The organism is Actinomadura rifamycini DSM 43936 (assembly GCF_000425065.1).
Taxonomy (GTDB): domain Bacteria; phylum Actinomycetota; class Actinomycetes; order Streptosporangiales; family Streptosporangiaceae; genus Spirillospora; species Spirillospora rifamycini.
In genome coordinates this window covers 1-17199 of the sequence record NZ_AULB01000008.1, presented here as the reverse complement: position 1 = coordinate 17199, position 17199 = coordinate 1, and the positions used below count along the sequence as shown (strand labels likewise).

The window sequence follows — 17199 nt, the reverse complement described above, 5'->3', positions numbered from 1 at the left end:
AGTTCCCCATGTCCGGACCTCGGACGGTACGCGCCCCCCGCGGCGCCGCGCTGACGGCGAAGGGCTGGCCCCAGGAGGCCGCCCTGCGGATGATCCAGAACAACCTCGACCCGGAGGTCGCCGAGCACCCGGACGACCTCGTCGTCTACGGCGGCTCGGGGAAGGCCGCGCGGAGCTGGGACGCCTTCGACGGCATCGTCCGCTCGCTCACCGACCTGGCGGGCGACGAGACGCTGCTCGTCCAGTCGGGCAAGCCGGTCGGGGTGTTCCGCACGCACGAGTGGGCGCCCCGGGTGCTCATCGCGAACTCGAACCTGGTGCCGCAGTGGGCGACGTGGGAGGAGTTCCGGCGGCTCGAGTCGCTCGGGCTGACGATGTTCGGGCAGATGACCGCCGGGTCGTGGATCTACATCGGGACGCAGGGCATCCTGCAGGGGACGTACGAGACGTTCGCGGCGGTGGCGGCGAAGCGGTTCGGCGGCACGCTGGCCGGGACGGTCACGCTCACCGCGGGGCTCGGCGGCATGGGCGGCGCGCAGCCGCTCGCGGTGACGATGAACGGCGGCGTCGCGATCTGCGTCGAGTGCGACCCGTCGCGGATCGAGCGCCGGGTGGAGCACGGGTACTGCGACGTGCGGGCCGCGTCGCTCGACGACGCGCTGCGGCTCGCCGCGGACGCGCGCGCGGCGCGGCGCCCGCTGTCGATCGCCGTCCTCGGCAACGCGGCGGACGTCGTGCCCGAGCTGCTGCGGCGCGGCGCGCCGATCGACATCGTGACCGACCAGACCAGCGCGCACGACCCGCTGATGTACCTGCCGTCCGGCGTCGCGTTCGACGACATGGCGGACGCGCGCGAGAAGGACCGCGACGGGTTCATCTCCCGCGCGCGCGCCTCCATGGCGAAGCACGTGGAAGCGATGGTCGGTTTCCAGGACGCGGGCGCCGAGGTGTTCGACTACGGCAACTCGATCCGGGGCGAGGCGGAGCTCGCGGGGTACGAGCGCGCGTTCGCCTTCCCCGGGTTCGTGCCCGCCTACATCCGCCCCCTGTTCTGCGAGGGCAAGGGCCCGTTCCGGTGGGCGGCCCTGTCGGGCGACCCGAAGGACATCGCCCGCACCGACCGCGCGATCCTGGAGCTGTTCCCGGAGAACGAGTCGCTGGCCCGCTGGATCCGGATGGCGGGGGAGAAGGTCTGCTTCCAGGGGCTCCCGTCCCGCATCTGCTGGCTCGGCTACGGCGAGCGCGACCGGGCCGGGGAGGCGTTCAACGACCTGGTGGCGCGCGGCGAGGTCGGCGCGCCGATCGTCCTCGGCCGGGACCACCTCGACTGCGGGTCGGTCGCGAGCCCGTACCGGGAGACCGAGGGCATGGCGGACGGGTCGGACGCCATCGCCGACTGGCCGCTGCTGAACGCGATGCTCAACACCGCGTCCGGCGCCACCTGGGTGTCGATCCACCACGGCGGCGGCGTCGGCATCGGGCGGTCGATCCACGCGGGGCAGGTGTGCGTGGCGGACGGGACGCCGCTCGCCGCCGAGAAGCTGCGGCGCGTCCTGACGAACGACCCGGGCACGGGCGTCATGCGGCACGTGGACGCCGGGTACGGCCGCGCCGCCGAGGTCGCCGCCGAGCGCGGCGTCCGGATCCCCATGCAGGGCCGGTAGGGGCGCATGGCCTTCGAGGACATGTGGGCGGACCTGCTGCCGCTCGGCCGGGACGCGGCCACGGGCGGCTACCGCCGGTTCGCGTGGACGCCGCCCGAGCTGGAGTGCCGCGCCTGGTTCGCCGACGAGGCGCGGCGGCGCGGGCTCGACCTGGAGCACGACGCCAACGGCAACATGATCGCGTGGTGGCGGCCCGCGGACGGCTCCCGGGCGGACGCCGTGCTGACCGGCAGCCACCTCGACTCCGTCCCGGACGGCGGCGCGTTCGACGGCCCGCTCGGCATCGTGTCGGCGTTCGCGGCGATCGACCTGCTGCGGGACCGCGGCGCCCGGCCGCGGCGGCCGGTCGGCGTCGCGGCGTTCGCCGAGGAGGAGGGCGCCCGGTTCGGCGTCGCCTGCCTCGGCTCCCGGCTGCTCACCGGGGCGATCGACCCCGCGCGGGCGCGCGCGCTGACCGACGCGGACGGGCGGACGTTCGCCGACGTCCTGCACCACGCGGGACTCGACCCCGACGCGATCGGGCCCGACGAGGACCTGCTGGCCCGCGTCGGATGCTTCGTCGAACTGCACGTCGAGCAGGGCCGGGCCCTCGCCGGGCCCGTCGGCGTCGCGAGCGCGATCGTCCCGCACGGGCGCTGGCGGTTCGACTTCGCGGGGGAGGGCAACCACGCGGGCACGACCCGCCTGGCCGACCGCCGCGACCCCATGCCGCCGTTCGCGAGCATGGTGCTGGCGGCGCGCGAGGCCGCCGAACGGAACGGGACGGTCGCGACCGTCGGCAAGGTGCGGGTCGCGCCGAACGGGGTGAACGCGGTCGCGTCGTCGGTCACCGGCTGGCTGGACGCGCGCGGGCCCGACGACGCCGCCGTCCGCCGGACGGTCGCGGACGTGGACGCGGCGGCCCGCGCCGCCGCCCGCCCGCACGGCGTCGCCGTGCACCTCGCGGAGGAGTCGTACACCGAGGTCGTCGACTTCAATACCGCGCTGCGCGAGCGGGTCGCGGCGGTGCTGGGCGGCGTACCGGTGCTGCCCACGGGCGCCGGGCACGACGCCGGGATCCTGTCCGCGCGGGTGCCGACGGCGATGCTGTTCGTCCGGAATCCGACCGGGGTGTCGCACGCGCCCGCCGAGCACGCCGAGACCGCCGACTGCCTCGCGGGCGTCGCGGCCCTCGCCGCGGTGCTGGACGACCTGGCGGCCGGGTAGGGGACCGGTATGCAGTGGCATGCGCAGTTCGCCTGGCTCGGTGACGGTGTGGCGGCCGACGTGCTCGTCACGGCCGACGGCGAGCGGATCACCCGCGTCGAACGCGGCGTCCCCGCCCCGCCGGGCGCCGCCCGCCTCCCCGGCCTGACCCTCCCCGGCCTCGCCGACGCCCACTCCCACGCCTTCCACCGCGCCCTCCGCTCCCGCGTCCAGAAGCACCGCGGGACGTTCTGGACGTGGCGGGAGCAGATGTACCGGGTCGCCGACCGGCTCGACCCCGGCTCCTACCGGGCCCTCGCCGCCGCCGCGTTCGCCGAGATGGCCCTCGCCGGGATCAGCTGCGTCGGCGAGTTCCACTACCTGCACCACCGCCCCGGCGGCGACCCCTACGACGACCCGAACGCGATGGGCGAGGCGCTGATCGCCGCCGCCGCCGACGCCGGCATCCGCATCACCCTGCTGGACGCCTGCTACCTCGCCGGCGGCATCGGGCGGCCCCTCACCGGCACCCAGCTCCGCTTCGGCGACGGCACCGCCGGGAACTGGGCCCGCCGCGCCGGCGCCCTCCACGACGCCGTCCACAAGGCGGGCCCCGGGCACGCCCGCGTCGGCGCCGCGATCCACTCCGTCCGCGCCGTGCCCCGCGAGCAGCTCGGCGCCGTCGCGGCCTGGGCGCGGGAGCGGCGCGCGCCGCTGCACGTCCACCTGTCCGAGCAGCCCGCCGAGAACGACGCCTGCCGGGAGGCGTACGGGACGACGCCGGCGCGGCTGCTCGCCGAGGCGGGGGCGCTCGGCGCGTTCGCGACGGCCGTGCACGCGACCCACCTGACCGGCGACGACATCGCCCTGCTCGGCACCACCGCGACCGGCGTGTGCATGTGCCCGACCACCGAACGCGACCTCGCCGACGGCATCGGCCCCGCCCGCGACCTGGCCGAGGCGGGCGCCCCGCTCTGCCTCGGCTCCGACCAGCACGCCGTCGTCGACCTGTTCGAGGAGGCCCGCGCCGTCGAGCTGGACGAGCGGCTGCGCACCCGGCGGCGCGGCCACTGGACGGCCGGGGAGCTGCTGACCGCCGCCACCCGGCACGGGCACTACGCGCTCGGCTGGCCGGAGGCGGGCCGCCTCGAACCCGGCGCGTACGCCGACCTCGTCACCGTCGACCTCGGCTCGGTCCGGACGGCCGGGGCGGGGCGGGAGCACGCCGCCGAGGCGGCCGTGTTCGCCGCGACCGCCGCCGACGTCCGGCACGTCGTCGTCTCCGGCCGCCCGGTCGTCCGCGACGGCCGCCACCTGCTGATCGGCGACGTGCCCGGCGCGCTGGCCGCCGCGATCGGCACCGCCACCCGGGAGGAGCCCGCATGACCGGACCCGACGAGCGCAGCACCCTGATCACCGGCATCGGGGAACTCGTCACGAACGACCCCGCGGCCGGCGAGGGCCCCCTCGGCATCGTCCGCGACGCCGCGCTCGTCCTCCACGGCGGCACGGTCGCGTGGACGGGCCCCGCCGCCGGCGCCCCGGACGCCGACGAGCGGTACGACGCCGGGGGACGCGCCGTCCTGCCCGGATTCGTCGACTCGCACGCCCACCTGGTGTTCGCGGGGGAGCGCGCCGAGGAGTTCGCCGCCCGGATGAGCGGCGAGCCCTACGCGGCGGGCGGCATCCGCACCACGGTCGCCCGCACCCGCGCCGCGTCCGACGACGAGCTGCGCGCGACCGTCCGGCGGCTCGTGGCCGAGATGGCCCGGCAGGGCACCACGACCGTCGAGTGCAAGTCCGGGTACGGGCTCACGGTCGAGCAGGAGGAACGGGCGGTGCGGATCGCCGCCGAGCACGCCGACGAGGTCACGTACCTGGGCGCCCACATCGTTCCGGACGGCACGGACGCCGCGTCCTACACCCGGCTCGCCGCGACCGACATGCTCGCCGCGTGCGCCCCGCACGCCCGCTGGATCGACGTGTTCTGCGAGCGCGGCGCGTTCGACGCCGACCAGGCCCGCGAGATCCTCGGAGCCGGGATCGAGGCGGGGCTGGCGCCGCGCCTGCACGCGAACCAGCTCACCGAGGGCCCGGCCGTCCGCCTCGCCGTCGAGCTGGACGCCGCGTCCGCCGACCACTGCACGTTCCTGTCGGACGCCGACGTGGACGCGCTCGCCTCGTCCCGCACCGTCGCGACGCTCCTGCCGGGTGTCGAGTTCTCCACCCGGCAGCCCTACCCGGACGCGCGCCGCCTCCTGGACGCGGGCGCCGCGGTCGCGCTCGCGTCCGACTGCAACCCCGGCTCCTGCTACAGCTCGAGCATGGCGTTCTGCGTCGCCGTCGCCGTCCGCGACATGCGGATGACCCCGGCCGAGGCCGTCCGGGCCGCCACCGCGGGGGGCGCGCGGGCGCTCCGCCGCACCGACGTCGGACGCCTCGCGCCCGGCGCGCGCGCGGACGTCCACGTCCTGGACGCCCCCTCGTACATCCACCTCGCCTACCGCCCCGGCGTCCCCCTCACCAGAGCGGTCTGGAAGAAGGGCGCGCGGGTCACTGCCCCAGGTAGCGGCGGTTGACCCGGATCAGCGGCTTGCGCTCCCGCGCGATGTAGTCGGCCGCCAGGACCTCCGCGACGAACAGCGTGTGGTCGCCCGCCACGATCGTCTGCCGGTTCTCGCACTCCAGCGCCGCGAGCCCGTTCTCCGGGACCAGCGCGTCCGACACCGGCCCGCGGTGGTGCGGCTCGCCCGCCAGCAGGATCCGCGCGCCCGGACGGCCCGCCGCCGCGAACCGCCCGGCGAGCGCCCGCTGCCCGGACGACAGGACCGTCGCGGCCCACCGGTCGCGGCGCCCCAGCACCTCCGCCAGGTACGACGACGAGGACACCCCCGCCAGCACCATCGGCGGCTCCAGCGACACCGACATGAACGACGTCACCGTCGTCCCGTGGTCGTCGCGGCCGTCGCGGACCGTCAGCACCACCACGCCCGTGGCGAACCCGGCGACGGCGTCGACGAAGTCCGTGCCGGCCGCCACGTCAGCGGATCTCCCAGGAGCCGGGGAGCGTCAGCGGCCCGGCCGACGGCAGCCCCAGCCGCGCCGCGAGCCCGCCCAGCGACCCCCAGCCGTCGAACCGCGCGGACGCGGCGGTGCGGTCCTCGCTCGACTCCGGCGGCTTGAGCCGCTCCAGCGGCGACGCGTGCGGGTACGACCGGACCGGCGCGTCCGCGGGCAGCCCGCCCTTCTTCCGCGCCAGTTCGAGCGCCGCCTCCAGGCCGCCCAGCTCGTCCACGAGGCCGCCCTCGCGGGCGTCCGCGCCCGTCCAGACCCGGCCCCGCGCCAGCTCGTGCACCCGGTCGCGGGACAGCCCGCGGCCCTGCGCGACCTTCGCCGTGAAGTCGTCGTAGATCCGGTCGAGGGACGCGTTGATCCGCTCCCACTCCGACTCGCTGAACTCCTTCGTGGAGCTGAACATCCGGGCGTGGTCGCCGTCCGCGACCGTCCCCATCCCGACGCCGATCCGGTCGAGCAGGTCGCTGACCACGGCCTTGCCCACCACGACGCCGATCGACCCGGTGATCGTCCCGGGCTGCGCGAGGATCACGTCGGCGCCCATCGCCACGTAGTAGCCGCCCGACGCCGCCACGTCGCCCATCGAGACGACCACCGGCTTGCCGGCCTTCCGGGCCAGCGCGACCTCCCGCCAGATGGCGTCCGACGCCACCGCCGATCCGCCCGGGCTGTTCACCCGGAACACGATCGCCTTGACCCGCTCGTCCTTCACCGCCGCGCGGAACGCGGCCCCGACCGTGTCCGAGCCCATCGCCGGACCCGAGTTCGGCAGCGGCCCCCCGCGCCCGCTGCGGCCGAGCCGGATCGGCCCCTGGCCGTTGATCAGCGCCACGACGTCCGCGCGGCCCGGCTGCGGCAGCTTCTTCGCGAGCCCCTGCGTCCGGCTGTAGCGGGAGACGAACCGGAGCTGCGCCTCGTCCCCGAACCGCTCCCGGAGCGCCGCGTACACCTCGTCGCGGTACCCGAGCCGGTCGACGAGCCCCTCCTCCAGCGCCTCGTCGGCCAGCAGCGGGCCGCGGTCGACCAGCTCCCGCACCCGCTCCACCGGGAGGCCCCGCGACTCGGCGATCCCGGCCGCGAGCTGCTCCCCGAACGACGCCACCAGCCGCCGCGACGACTCCTCGTGCTCGGGCGTGTACGCCTTCTCCATGAACGTGTTCGCCATGGTCTTGTACTCGTGCCGCGCCGCGAACAGCGGCCGGATCCCGGCCTTCTCGAGCGCCCCCGCGAGGAACGGTTCCTCCAGCGCCACGCCCGTCAGCCCCACGTCGCCCGTCGGCTGCAGGTACACCTCGTCGAACGCGCTGGCCAGGTAGTACGGCACGTTGCCGCGCCCGCCCTCCCCGAACGTCTCGGCCCACGCGACCGTGTGCTTGCCCGCGTCCCGCAGCGCCCGCACCGACTCCCGCAGCTCCTGCGCGAGCGCCATCCGCATCTCGCCGGACACCTTCACCACCAGCGCGCGCACCCGCGCGTCCGTCCGGGCGCGGCGCAGCCCGTCCAGGACGTCCCGCAGGTGCGTGCGGCGCATCGACATGAGCGCCGAGATCGGGTCGGCGGGCGCGGTCTCCACGACCCCCTCGGTGAGGTCCAGCTCGAGGATCAGCGGCGCCGTCCGCCGCTCGCGTGCCTGCTTGATGACGTTGACGACCGTGCCGGGATCCACCATGCGTTCAGCCTATGTGCTGTGTCGTCCAGGGGGGCGACCCCCTGCGACCGGGGCCTCGCGGGGCGGGGTCTCGGAAACGGGTCAGCGGGCGAAGGCCCGGTTGGGGAGGACGCTGGCGGACGCCTGGGCGACGGGGCGGCCGGAGGCGTCGGAGATGAGGGCGTTCGCGACCATGCGGGTGCCGCCCGGGTGGACGCAGGTGCCGGTGACCGTGTAGGGGCGGCCCGCGTGGACGGCGCGCAGGTAGTCGACGTTCAGGTTCAGGGTGAGCATCGGCATGAAGTGCTCGCACGTGCTGGAGCCCGCGAGGCAGACCGCGTTGTCCATGATCATGGCGATGTAGCCGCCGTGGACGGTGCCGCCGGGGTTGCACAGGTGCTCGCCGGGCGTCCAGGAGATGTCGACCCGGCCCGGTTCGGCGCCCGTGATGACCTGGCCGATGTGGGCGTTGACGTCGGAGATCTCGGGGAACCGGCCGTCGGCGAGCGCGCGGATCAGCTCGGCGCCCGACAGCGTGTTCCACATGTCGGCATGCTCCTGCGGTCCCGCTTCGACGCTCAACGCTGCTCCCTGATCGACTCGCACATCCGTCCCGAATGGTATTCGGGGGCGCGGGGTGCGGCACTGTGCCGTTCATCACGGGTCACCCGGCGCGGAGCAGGCCCTCGACGTCGCCGGTGCCGGACGCGCGGTACCGCAGGCCGCCGGAGACGCGCTCCAGCGTGACCTCGCCGCCCATGCAGAAGCCGGTGATGCCGGTGCCGTCCTCGACGTGCTCCCGGAACTCGGCGCGGGACCGACCCGACTCGGTGAGGGACATCGACATCCGGCAGCCCCACCCGGTGTAGTCGGCGGTGCCCTCGCCGTCGTCGTCGAGTTCGATCGTGACCTGGGTGCTCGCGTCCCCGATGGTGATGCCGCCGGTCTGGGTGACCGTGCCGGTCCAGGTGCCCGCGAACCCGGCGGGCAGCGGCCCGTCGGACGACTCGGACGGGCTCGGCGACGGGCTGGACGGGCGCTGCACGGGCGTTTCGGGGACGCCGGAGGAGGACGACGCGGCGGGCGGGGCGCCGCCGCCGCCGTCGGTGAGCGCGTCGAAGGCGAACCAGCCGCCCGCGAGCAGCGCCAGCGCGGCGACGACGGCCGGGACGGCGACGCGGGCGCCCCCGCGGCGCCGCGGGGCCTCCGCGGCCGGTCCAGCAGGTGCGGCCGGTGCGGCTCCCGCCGGCGGCGGGGGGAGGGGCGCGGGGCCGTGCTGGGCGGACGGGTCGACGAGCCGCACCATCAGGTCGCGCGCGGTGGGGCGGCGGGACGGGTCCTTCGCGAGGCACTCGGTGAGCAGCGGCGCCAGCCCGGACGGCACCCCGTCGAGGTCCGGTTCGCCGTTCGCGATGCGGTGCATGACGGCGGGGATGCTGTCGGCGGGGCCGAACGGCGGGCGCCCCGTGGCCGCGTACACGATCGTGCCCGCCCACGCGAAGACGTCCGACCGGTCGGTCGGCGGGTGCCCCTCCAGCCATTCGGGGGCGAAGTACGCGGGCGTCCCGACGAGCTGGGTGTGGGTCTCGGCGTCGATGGCGCGGGCGATCCCGAAGTCGACGACGCGGGGGCCGTCCGGGCCGAGCAGGACGTTCGCGGGCTTGAGGTCGCGGTGGACGATCCCCGCGCCGTGGATCGCGGCGAGGGCGCTGGCCGTGTTCACGGCGAGCCGCTGCAGCTCGCCCTCCCGCAGCGGGCCCTGCTCCAGCACGCGGTCCTGCAGGGAGGGGCCGTCGATGTACTCGCTGACGACGTACGGGACGGCCGCGTCCGCGGAGGCGTCCAGGACGGCGGCCGTGCAGAACGGCGCGACCTGCTGGGCCGCCGCCATCTCGCGGGCGAAGCGCGCGCGGGCCGACGCGTCGGTGGTCTTGAGCATCTTGACGGCGACGCGCTCGCCCGCGGGGCCCTCGCCGATGAAGACGACGCCCTGGCCGCCCTCGCCGAGCCGCCCGGTCAGGCGGAACCGCCCGACGGTGCGGGGGTCGTCGGGTTGGAGCGGGGCAGGCGGCATCTCTCTCCTCGTGCGGGACCGGCGGGACGCCGGGCGGACCTCACCACGGTACTTGCCCTCGCGAGCGCCCGAGCAGCGGATATGGTCGGCTGCATGGGTGACGGCGACGGGTGGGCCGACTGCGCGCAGGGGCACCGCCACTGGGGACGGTTCGGCGCGGCGGGGCTGCTCGCCTACCACCGGGATCCGGACGGCCAGGTATGGACGCTGCTGCAGCAGCGCGCGTGGTGGGGGCTCGGCGGCGGCACCTGGGGCATGTTCGGCGGCGCCCTGCACAGCCACGAGGACGCCGTGACGGGCGCGCTGCGCGAGACGGCCGAGGAGTGCACGCTCGACACCGGGGCCGTGACCGTCCACGGCACCAGCGTCGAGGACCACGGCGGCTGGTTCTTCACCTCGGTGATCGGCGAGCTGCCCGAGCGGGCCGCGGTGCGGGCCGCGTCGGCCGAGACGCGCGGCGCCCGCTGGGTACGGGTCGAGGACGTCACGTCGCACAAGCTGTTCGAGCCGTTCGCCCGGTCGTGGCCGCGCCTGAAGGACGCCATGCGCCGCCTCGTCCTCGTGGTGGACGCGGCGAACGTGGTGGGCGCGCGGATGGGAGGTCGGTCGGGGTCGGTTGGTCGGGGCGAGCACTTCGGGTGGTGGAAGGACCGGGCGGGGGCGAACGCCCGCCTGCGGGACGACCTGAAGGCGCTGGACGGGGGAGTGACGGGCGTTCCGGACGGGCTCGTGCCGTTCGACCGCTGCTTCCCGGAGGTCGTCCTGGTCGTGGAAGGGCAGGCGCGGGGCGTCGCGGACGAGCCGGTGGACGGCGTGCGGGTCACGGCGGCGCCCGGCAGCGGCGACGACCACATCGTGGACCTCGTGGCGGATCCCGCGCCCGGCACCGTGCACCTGGTGGTGACGGCCGACCGGGAGCTGCGGGCCCGCTGCGCGGCGGCGGGCGCGGCCGTCACCGGCCCCCGCTGGCTCCTCGACCGGCTCTGACCGGCCGTTACGGCTCGTTACAGGGCGTTATAGGACGTTACGGGGCGTTACGCGCCGTCGACGCGGTGCCCGGCGGCGCGGAGCGCGTCGGCGGCGGACTTCTGGGAGTGCTCGGGCACGAGGACGAGGTCGGCGTGGTAGGTGGAGGCGACGAACACCGGGACGCCGGCGCCGGCGAGCGGGCCGGTGATCGCGGCGAGCACGCCGGGGACGTCGAGGCCGTCCCCCGGGTCGCCGTAGAAGCCGACCCAGCGCTGCGCGTCGCCGTACGGGGACGCCTCGCGGACGACGGTGAGGCCCTCCGGCGCGCGGACGAGCGCGATCCACTCGTCGTCCTCGGGGAACGTCGCGTGCGGCAGGTGCCCCACGGTGAACCGGTTCGGGACGAGGTGGAGGTGCTGGCGGTCGGCGCTCATGGGGCAACTCTATTGAGCGGCGCCGACGGGCGGCCGGGCTATTCGGGCGCGAACCAGACGGCGCCGAGCGGCGGGACGCGCAGGACGGCCGACGCGGGCAGCCCGTGGCAGGGTTCGGCGACGGCCTCGATGCGGCCGAGGTTGCCGACGCCGCTGCCGCCGTACTCGTACACGTCGGTGTTGAGGATCTCGCGCCAGCCGCCGGTGCGGGGGAGCCCGAGCCGGTAGTCCTCGTGCGGGTTCCCGGAGAAGTTGACCACGCAGGCGACGACCGGCGGTTCGGCCGCGCCCGCCGCACCGCCCGCCGCACCGCCCGCCGCACCGCCCGGCGTGCCGGCCTCGGGCGCCGTCCCGTACCGCAGGTAGGAGAGCGAGTTGCCGCCCGCGTCGTTCCCGTCGATCCAGCGGAACCCCTCGTGGTCGCTGTCGCGGGTCCACAGCGCGGGTTCCCCGCGGTAGGCGAGGTTGAGGTCGCGGACGAGCTTCTGCAGGCCGAGGTGGTTCGCGCCCTCGGCGGCGTTCTCCAGCAGCCACCAGTCCAGGGGGCGCTCCTCGGCCCATTCGGCGCCCTGCCCGAACTCCTGCCCCATGAACAGGAGCTGCTTGCCGGGGTGCGACCACATGTAGGCCAGGAGCGCGCGCAGCCCGGCGAACTTCTGCCACGTGTCGCCGGGCATCTTGCTGAGCAGCGAGCCCTTCCCGTGGACGACCTCGTCGTGCGACAGCGGCAGGACGTAGTTCTCCGAGAACGCGTACATGAGCGAGAACGTGATCTCGTTGTGGTGGTAGTGCCGGAACACCGGTTCGTGGCGCAGGTACTCCAGCGTGTCGTGCATCCACCCCATGTTCCACTTGAAGCCGAACCCGAGGCCGCCCAGGTGGGTGGGGCGGGACACGCCGGGCCAGGCGGTCGACTCCTCGGCGACCGTGATGATCCCGGGGTTGCGCTTGTAGACCGTGGCGTTCATCTCCTGGAGGAAGGAGATGGCCTCCAGGTTCTCGCGCCCGCCGTACACGTTCGGGGTCCAGCCGCCCTCTTCGCGGGAGTAGTCCAGGTACAGCATCGACGCGACGGCGTCCACGCGGAGCCCGTCGATGTGGAACTCCTCCAGCCAGTACGACGCGTTCGCGACGAGGAAGTTGCGGACCTCGGCGCGGCCGTAGTTGAACACGAGCGTCCCCCAGTCGGGGTGCTCGCCGCGCGCCGGGTCGTCGTGCTCGTACAGGGCGGTGCCGTCGAACCGGGCGAGGGCCCACTCGTCCTTGGGGAAGTGGGCGGGGACCCAGTCCATGAGGACGCCGATGCCCGCCTGGTGCAGCCGGTCGACGAGGTGCCGGAAGTCGTCCGGGTCCCCGAAACGGGACGTGGGGGCGTAATAGGACGTCACCTGGTAGCCCCAGGACGGCCCGTAGGGATGCTCGGTGACGGGCAGGAGTTCGACGTGCGTGAACCCCATGTCCTTGACGTACGCGGTGAGTTCCTCTGCCAGCTCCCGGTAGCCGAGGCCGGGACGCCACGAGCCGAGGTGGACCTCGTACACGCTCATGGGCTCGTGCAGCCAGTCGTGCTGCTTGCGGGCGTCCATCCACTCGGCGTCGCCCCACTCGTAGGACGACGTGAACACGCGGGACGCGGTCGCCGGCGGGCGCTCGGTGAAGCGCGCCATCGGGTCGGCCTTCGTGCGCCAGTGCCCGTCGGCGCCGAGGATCTCGAACTTGTAGCACGTCCCGTCGCCGACGCCCGGGACGAACAGCTCCCAGACACCGGTGGAGCCCAGCGACCGCATGGGGTGGGCGCGCCCGTCCCAGTGGTTGAAGTCGCCGACGACCCGGACGCCGCGCGCGGTCGGCGCCCACACCGCGAACGCGGTGCCGGTGACCTGGCCGAACGCCGACGTGTAGGTGCGGACGCGGGCGCCGAGGGCGTGCCACAGCTCCTCGTGCCGGCCCTCGCTGATGAGGTGCAGGTCCAGCTCGCCGAGCGTCGGTAGGTGCCGGTACGGGTCGTCCTGGACGTTCTCGACCCCGTCGCCGTAGGCGACGGCGAGCCGGTAGTCGGGCACCGCGAGCGGCGCCTCGTCCTCGTCGTCGCCCGACAGCGACGAGCCGATCGGCAGGGTGCCCGCGAACACGCCCTGGTGGACGTGCCGGAGCGGGTGCCGGTCGCCGTTCGGCAGGACGACCTCGACCCGTTCGGCGAGCGGCCGCAGCGCCCGGACGGTGACGCCCGAGCGGCCGGGATGGGCCCCGAGGACGCCGTGCGGATCGTGGTGGTCGCCGCCGACGAGCCTGTCGATCTCCGCGTGCGTCACCCGCGCCATGGCGTCATGGCCTCCTCGTCCCCGTCCCCGGTCGTCGTTTCCACAGGGATGAGTGCCCCGAGATCGGCGTGTTTCACATGAGCGGACCGACCCCTTTCCAACAGATTGCGATCCGTTCAGGGGGCGGGGGTTGCGATCGGGGAGGATGCACCGTCTTGTGACGGTTGTGCCTCTCTCGGCGGTGGACGGGCGGCGCTTCGGGCCGCCGAACAATTCTTGGCGTCCGGTGGGATTCTCAGCGGAAAAGTTGCGACCGTACGGGAGGCGCCACTCTTTGTTTGGGGTCGCGCGGAAAGGCGCCGCCCGTACGGTCACGTCCATATGGCCCCAGGGGCTACATCGACCCCTCCGCCCCGGGCTCCACTTTGGTGTCACTCCAGAGACACAAGTACCTGTCGTCCCGTCCCGCCCCGGCCCGGTCCGGCCCCGCGCACGGGCCGGGCCGCGACGGTCCCCGCGTCCGCGTCACCGGTCGCCGCGCCCCTCTCCGGTCTGCTCGCGCAGCAGCGCGCGCAGGCCCGCCGAGTCGTCTGCGGCCACCGTCATCGCATATCCCGCCTGCAGTTGGGCGTCGGTGAGGTCGCCGCTGCGCGTCGCGTACCAGCGCCCCGCGTCGCTGCGCCAGACCTGCCAGCCCGGAAACTCCGTCTCGATGGCCGTCTTCAGATCGTCGAAGTCGCCCATCAAGGTCGTCCTTTCCCCGAGGCGGCTTTCTGTATACAAAAGTCTTACTCAGCCTTGAAGGTGTCAAGCTGTCCGTAAGCGGACCGTGCCCCCGGGGATAGCGCCGAGCAGGGATGGAAGGGACCGGAGGGGCCGCCGAGAATCGAACGCCGGATCGAACGCCGGAGGGAGCGCCGCGCCGCGGACCGTGCGGCGGCGGGGCGCGCCGAGGAAAGGGAGGTGGACGCCCGTGCCGGACCGTCCCGCCTATCTGCGCATCGCCGACACGCTGCGAGAAGGGATCCGGGACGGCAGCCTCCCGCCGGGATCGCGGCTGCCGACCATGGCGCAGCTGCGGCGGGCGCACGGCGTCTCGGAGATCGTCGCGCGGCAGGCCATCGGGGTGCTGCGCGGCGAGGGCCTCGTCGAGACGCGCCGCGGCGGCGGCACCGTCGTCCGGATCCGGCCGCCCGTCCGCCGCGTCGCCATGGACCGGTACCGCGCCGTCGCCCCCGTCGCCCCCGCCGGTCCGCCCGCCGGTCCGCCCGCCGACCCGGACGAGCAGGACGCCGCGCCGCAGACGACGTTCACCCGCGACCAGAAGATCTCCTGGGAGGAGTACCGGCTCGACAAGGAGTTCACCCGGGTCCGCGCCGACCCGGAACTGGGCGCGCTGTTCGAGCTGCCGCCCGGGACGGAGCTGCTGCGCCGCCGGTTCGTCTTCTACGCGCGGGACGAACCGCAGCAGATCTCGGTGAACTTCCTGCCGTGGGCGCTGGTCGGCGACACCCCGGTCGCCGATCCTGCGCGGGAGCCGTGGCCCGGCGGGACGCTCGCGCAGCTGGCCTACCTCGGGCACCCGCCGACGCGCGTCGAGGAGTCGGTCCGGTCGCGGATGCCGACCCCCGACGAGGTGGAGACGCTCCGGCTGACCGGCGGCGTGCCCGTCCTCGCCATCACCCGCCGGCTGCTGTCGGGACCCGGCGTGATGGAGGTGTGCCGCGACATCGTGCTCCCCGCCGACCGCGTCGTCCTCGACTACGCCATCGACCTCTGACTACGCCATCGACCTCTGACCGCGCCGCCGACTCCTACCGCGCCGCCGCCTGGCCGTCAGCCCGCCAGCCGCTCCAGGGTGCGGAGCGGGACGGGCAGCCAGGACGGGCGGTTGCGCGCCTCGTAGCGGACCTCGTAGACGGCCTTGTCCAGCTCCAGGGCCCGCAGCAGCCCGGCGTGCGCCACCGGGTCGGGGCCGCCCGCCGCCGCGTACCCGCGGCAGAACGCCGCCCGGTTCCGCTCCGCCCACGCCCGCGCCCGCTCCTCGACGGCCGCGGCGGCCGCCGGGGGAGCGTCGCCGCCGTCCCCGGCCTGCAGGTACCGCGCCGCGTACTCGAACGAGCGCAGCATCCCCGCGACGTCCCGCAGCGGGTGGCCGAGCGCCCGCCGCTCCCGCGGCGTCCGGGCGGGCTCGCCCTCGAAGTCCAGCAGCACCCACCCGGTGCCGGTCCGCATCGCCTGCCCCAGGTGGTAGTCGCCGTGGACGCGCTGGAACGGCAGCGGCCGCGCGTTCGCCGCGCACCGCGCGAACACCTCGCGGATCGCCGCGGTGTACGGGCGCAGGTCCGGGACGGCCGAGCTGACCTGCGAGAGCTGCTCGTTCATGTCCGCGACCCGGGCCCGCAGCTCGTCCGGCGGGGCCTCGGTCACCCCGAACGCGGCGGCGAGGTCGCGGTGCACCTGCGCGGTCGCCGCGCCGAGCCGTTCCGCCTCCGCCGCGAAGTCGCCCCCGGCGGCGCCGGCGTCCCGCGCCGCCGGGGCGGGCGCCGCGCCGGGCCCGGTGCCGGGCGGCGCGGGCGGTTCGGGCTGCGCGAACCAGTCGCGGACGCTGGTGAGGGCGAGCTGCCAGCCGTCGGTCCCGGTCCGCAGGTACTCCGACAGCAGCGCCAGCGTGACCGGCTCGCCGCCCTCGTCCCCGCCCGCGGCCGGGTCGAGCTCCATCCAGCCGTGGACGGCCGGGACGTGCGCGCAGCCCTGCCGGGACAGCGCGAGGTTGATCTCCAGGTCGGGGTTCACGCCCGGCGCCAGCCGGCGGAACAGCTTGCAGATGTAGGCGTCCCCGAAGATCAGCGAGGTGTTGCTCTGCTCGGCCGGGCTGGGCGCCGCGTCCAGGTCGGTGCGGATGGCGGCGCCGGGCGCGTGCCGGAACCGGACGGGCCCGAGCGCGTCGCCCGCCGCCATGTGCGCGAGCAGCGGGCGGGTCAGTTCGGGGTCGTGGGCCGCGTCGTAGACGTGCTCGACGCCGCCGCCCGCCGCCGCGAGCCGCCCGATCTCGCCGGGCCGCAGCCGTTCCGGCAGGACGCGGCGGACGCCGAGCAGGAGCTGGTACCGGTCGGTGGCGCCGTCCTGCCCGACGTCGAGGACGAGGTGGTGCAGGCCCGGGTCGCCCGGCCGCAGCACGGTCGCGGTGCCGATCGACAGCCCGTCGATCGGGCGGTGCTTCCCGCCGAACCACCGCTGCCGGGGCAGCCACTCCGCCAGGAGCCGGACGAGCGAGCGGTCGGGCGGCGCCACGGTCACATCACCTCTTCACCGGGTGCGGTCTCGTCGGGCGGCGGGGAGAGGAGGAACCAGTAGAAGCCGTGGCCGGGCAGCGTCAGCAGGTAGGGCAGGTCGCCGATCGCGGGGAACCGCACGCCGCCCATGCACTCGATCGGCGTCGACCCCCGGAACCGCCGGAGGTCCAGCTCCACCGGCTGCGGGAAGCGCGACAGGTTGTTCACGCACAGGACGGTGTCCATGCCGCCCCACTGGTTGGCGTCCCCGTTGCCGATCTCGCGGGTGTACGCCAGGACGGACGGGTTCGACGCGGACAGCTCGACGTACGAGCCGACGCCGAACACCGGGTGCCGCTGCCGGATCTCGATCATCTTGCGCGTCCAGTGCAGCAGGGAGCCCGGATTGCCCGCGAACGCCTCGACGTTGACGGCCTCGTAGCCGTAGATCGGGTCCATGATCACCGGCAGGTACAGCCGCGCGGGATCGCACTTGGAGAACCCCGCGTTGCGGTCGGGCGTCCACTGCATCGGGGTGCGGACGGCGTCGCGGTCGCCGAGCCAGATGTTGTCGCCCATGCCGATCTCGTCGCCGTAGTACAGGACGGGCGAGC

At 75.0% G+C, this 17199-nt stretch carries 15 protein-coding genes; 6 read left to right on the top strand and 9 right to left on the bottom strand.

The genetic code is table 11. From position 1 onward, the window contains the following. Positions 1-8 precede the first annotated feature (8 nt). Genes hutU through hutI form a run of 4 tightly spaced genes read left to right on the top strand, consistent with a single transcriptional unit; the run spans position 9 to position 5428 of the window. Positions 9-1664, top strand: a complete 1656-nt coding sequence (gene hutU, locus H505_RS0104985; RefSeq protein WP_026401089.1) for a urocanate hydratase — start codon at positions 9-11, stop codon at positions 1662-1664. A 6-nt stretch (positions 1665-1670) separates the two neighbouring features. Next, positions 1671-2870, top strand: a complete 1200-nt coding sequence (locus tag H505_RS0104980; protein WP_026401088.1) for an allantoate amidohydrolase — start codon at positions 1671-1673, stop codon at positions 2868-2870. 9 nt (positions 2871-2879) lie between these two features. Next, entirely contained in the window at positions 2880-4235 is a 1356-nt protein-coding gene (locus tag H505_RS0104975; RefSeq protein ID WP_026401087.1) for a formimidoylglutamate deiminase, read from the top strand. After that, a complete protein-coding gene (gene hutI / locus H505_RS0104970; RefSeq protein ID WP_026401086.1) occupies positions 4232-5428 on the top strand; it encodes an imidazolonepropionase in 1197 nt (398 codons plus the stop codon). Before H505_RS0104975 ends, hutI begins: the two co-directional genes overlap by 4 nt. On the opposite strand, the gene H505_RS0104965 is transcribed toward hutI, so the two are convergent. The 4 genes from H505_RS0104965 to H505_RS47295 form a co-directional block, all read right to left on the bottom strand. Then, positions 5403-5888 (bottom strand): flavin reductase family protein, encoded by a 486-nt coding sequence (locus H505_RS0104965; RefSeq protein ID WP_026401085.1) that lies wholly within the window; start codon positions 5886-5888, stop codon positions 5403-5405. The two genes, hutI and H505_RS0104965, sit on opposite strands and share 26 nt — an antisense overlap. A gap of 1 nt (position 5889) precedes the next feature. Beyond that, positions 5890-7593 carry a signal peptide peptidase SppA gene (gene sppA, locus H505_RS0104960; RefSeq protein WP_026401084.1) on the bottom strand — a complete coding sequence of 568 codons (1704 nt, stop codon included), beginning with the start codon at positions 7591-7593 and terminating at the stop codon, positions 5890-5892. Positions 7594-7674: 81 nt separating this feature from the next. After that, a complete protein-coding gene (locus H505_RS0104955) occupies positions 7675-8154 on the bottom strand; it encodes a PaaI family thioesterase (RefSeq protein ID WP_026401083.1) in 480 nt (159 codons plus the stop codon). Between the two features lie 82 nt (positions 8155-8236). After that, on the bottom strand, positions 8237-9646 hold the full coding sequence (locus tag H505_RS47295; RefSeq protein ID WP_051300268.1) for a serine/threonine-protein kinase: 1410 nt from the start codon (positions 9644-9646) through the stop codon (positions 8237-8239). A gap of 93 nt (positions 9647-9739) precedes the next feature. Here H505_RS47295 and H505_RS0104945 point away from each other — a divergent pair, with 93 nt between their 5' ends. Further along, positions 9740-10633, top strand: a complete 894-nt coding sequence (locus H505_RS0104945; protein WP_026401082.1) for an NUDIX domain-containing protein — start codon at positions 9740-9742, stop codon at positions 10631-10633. Between the two features lie 47 nt (positions 10634-10680). On the opposite strand, the gene H505_RS0104940 is transcribed toward H505_RS0104945, so the two are convergent. The 3 genes from H505_RS0104940 to H505_RS0104930 all read right to left on the bottom strand — a co-directional run bounded on the left by H505_RS0104940 (position 10681) and on the right by H505_RS0104930 (position 14054). Then, positions 10681-11049 (bottom strand): ACT domain-containing protein, encoded by a 369-nt coding sequence (locus H505_RS0104940; protein WP_026401081.1) that lies wholly within the window; start codon positions 11047-11049, stop codon positions 10681-10683. Positions 11050-11087: 38 nt separating this feature from the next. Continuing rightward, a complete protein-coding gene (glgB, locus tag H505_RS0104935; protein ID WP_026401080.1) occupies positions 11088-13370 on the bottom strand; it encodes a 1,4-alpha-glucan branching protein GlgB in 2283 nt (760 codons plus the stop codon). Positions 13371-13835: 465 nt separating this feature from the next. Further along, positions 13836-14054: a hypothetical protein gene (locus H505_RS0104930; RefSeq protein ID WP_026401079.1), complete on the bottom strand. Its 219-nt coding sequence runs from the start codon at positions 14052-14054 to the stop codon at positions 13836-13838. 229 nt (positions 14055-14283) lie between these two features. On the opposite strand from H505_RS0104930, the gene H505_RS0104925 reads away from it, so the two are divergent. After that, positions 14284-15090 carry a GntR family transcriptional regulator gene (locus H505_RS0104925; protein ID WP_026401078.1) on the top strand — a complete coding sequence of 269 codons (807 nt, stop codon included), beginning with the start codon at positions 14284-14286 and terminating at the stop codon, positions 15088-15090. Positions 15091-15146: 56 nt separating this feature from the next. On the opposite strand, the gene H505_RS0104920 is transcribed toward H505_RS0104925, so the two are convergent. Further along, positions 15147-16604 carry a maltokinase N-terminal cap-like domain-containing protein gene (locus H505_RS0104920; RefSeq protein ID WP_026401077.1) on the bottom strand — a complete coding sequence of 486 codons (1458 nt, stop codon included), beginning with the start codon at positions 16602-16604 and terminating at the stop codon, positions 15147-15149. A gap of 2 nt (positions 16605-16606) precedes the next feature. Then, positions 16607-17199, bottom strand: a 593-nt coding sequence (locus H505_RS39885; protein ID WP_034516805.1) for an alpha-glucosidase C-terminal domain-containing protein, incomplete at its 5' end; no start/stop codon positions are given.

Excerpts from the sequence above, each read along its gene's own strand:
- H505_RS0104940 (WP_026401081.1), bottom strand. The coding sequence starts at position 11,049 with ATGAGCGCCGACCGCCAGCACCTCCACCTCGTCCCGAACCGGTTCACC.
- H505_RS0104945 (WP_026401082.1), top strand. The coding sequence starts at position 9,740 with ATGGGTGACGGCGACGGGTGGGCCGACTGCGCGCAGGGGCACCGCCAC.
- hutI (WP_026401086.1), top strand. The coding sequence starts at position 4,232 with ATGACCGGACCCGACGAGCGCAGCACCCTGATCACCGGCATCGGGGAA.
- H505_RS0104930 (WP_026401079.1), bottom strand. The coding sequence starts at position 14,054 with ATGGGCGACTTCGACGATCTGAAGACGGCCATCGAGACGGAGTTTCCG.
- H505_RS0104975 (WP_026401087.1), top strand. The coding sequence starts at position 2,880 with ATGCAGTGGCATGCGCAGTTCGCCTGGCTCGGTGACGGTGTGGCGGCC.
- H505_RS0104980 (WP_026401088.1), top strand. The coding sequence starts at position 1,671 with ATGGCCTTCGAGGACATGTGGGCGGACCTGCTGCCGCTCGGCCGGGAC.
- H505_RS47295 (WP_051300268.1), bottom strand. The coding sequence starts at position 9,646 with ATGCCGCCTGCCCCGCTCCAACCCGACGACCCCCGCACCGTCGGGCGG.
- hutU (WP_026401089.1), top strand. The coding sequence starts at position 9 with ATGTCCGGACCTCGGACGGTACGCGCCCCCCGCGGCGCCGCGCTGACG.
- sppA (WP_026401084.1), bottom strand. The coding sequence starts at position 7,593 with ATGGTGGATCCCGGCACGGTCGTCAACGTCATCAAGCAGGCACGCGAG.
- glgB (WP_026401080.1), bottom strand. The coding sequence starts at position 13,370 with ATGGCGCGGGTGACGCACGCGGAGATCGACAGGCTCGTCGGCGGCGAC.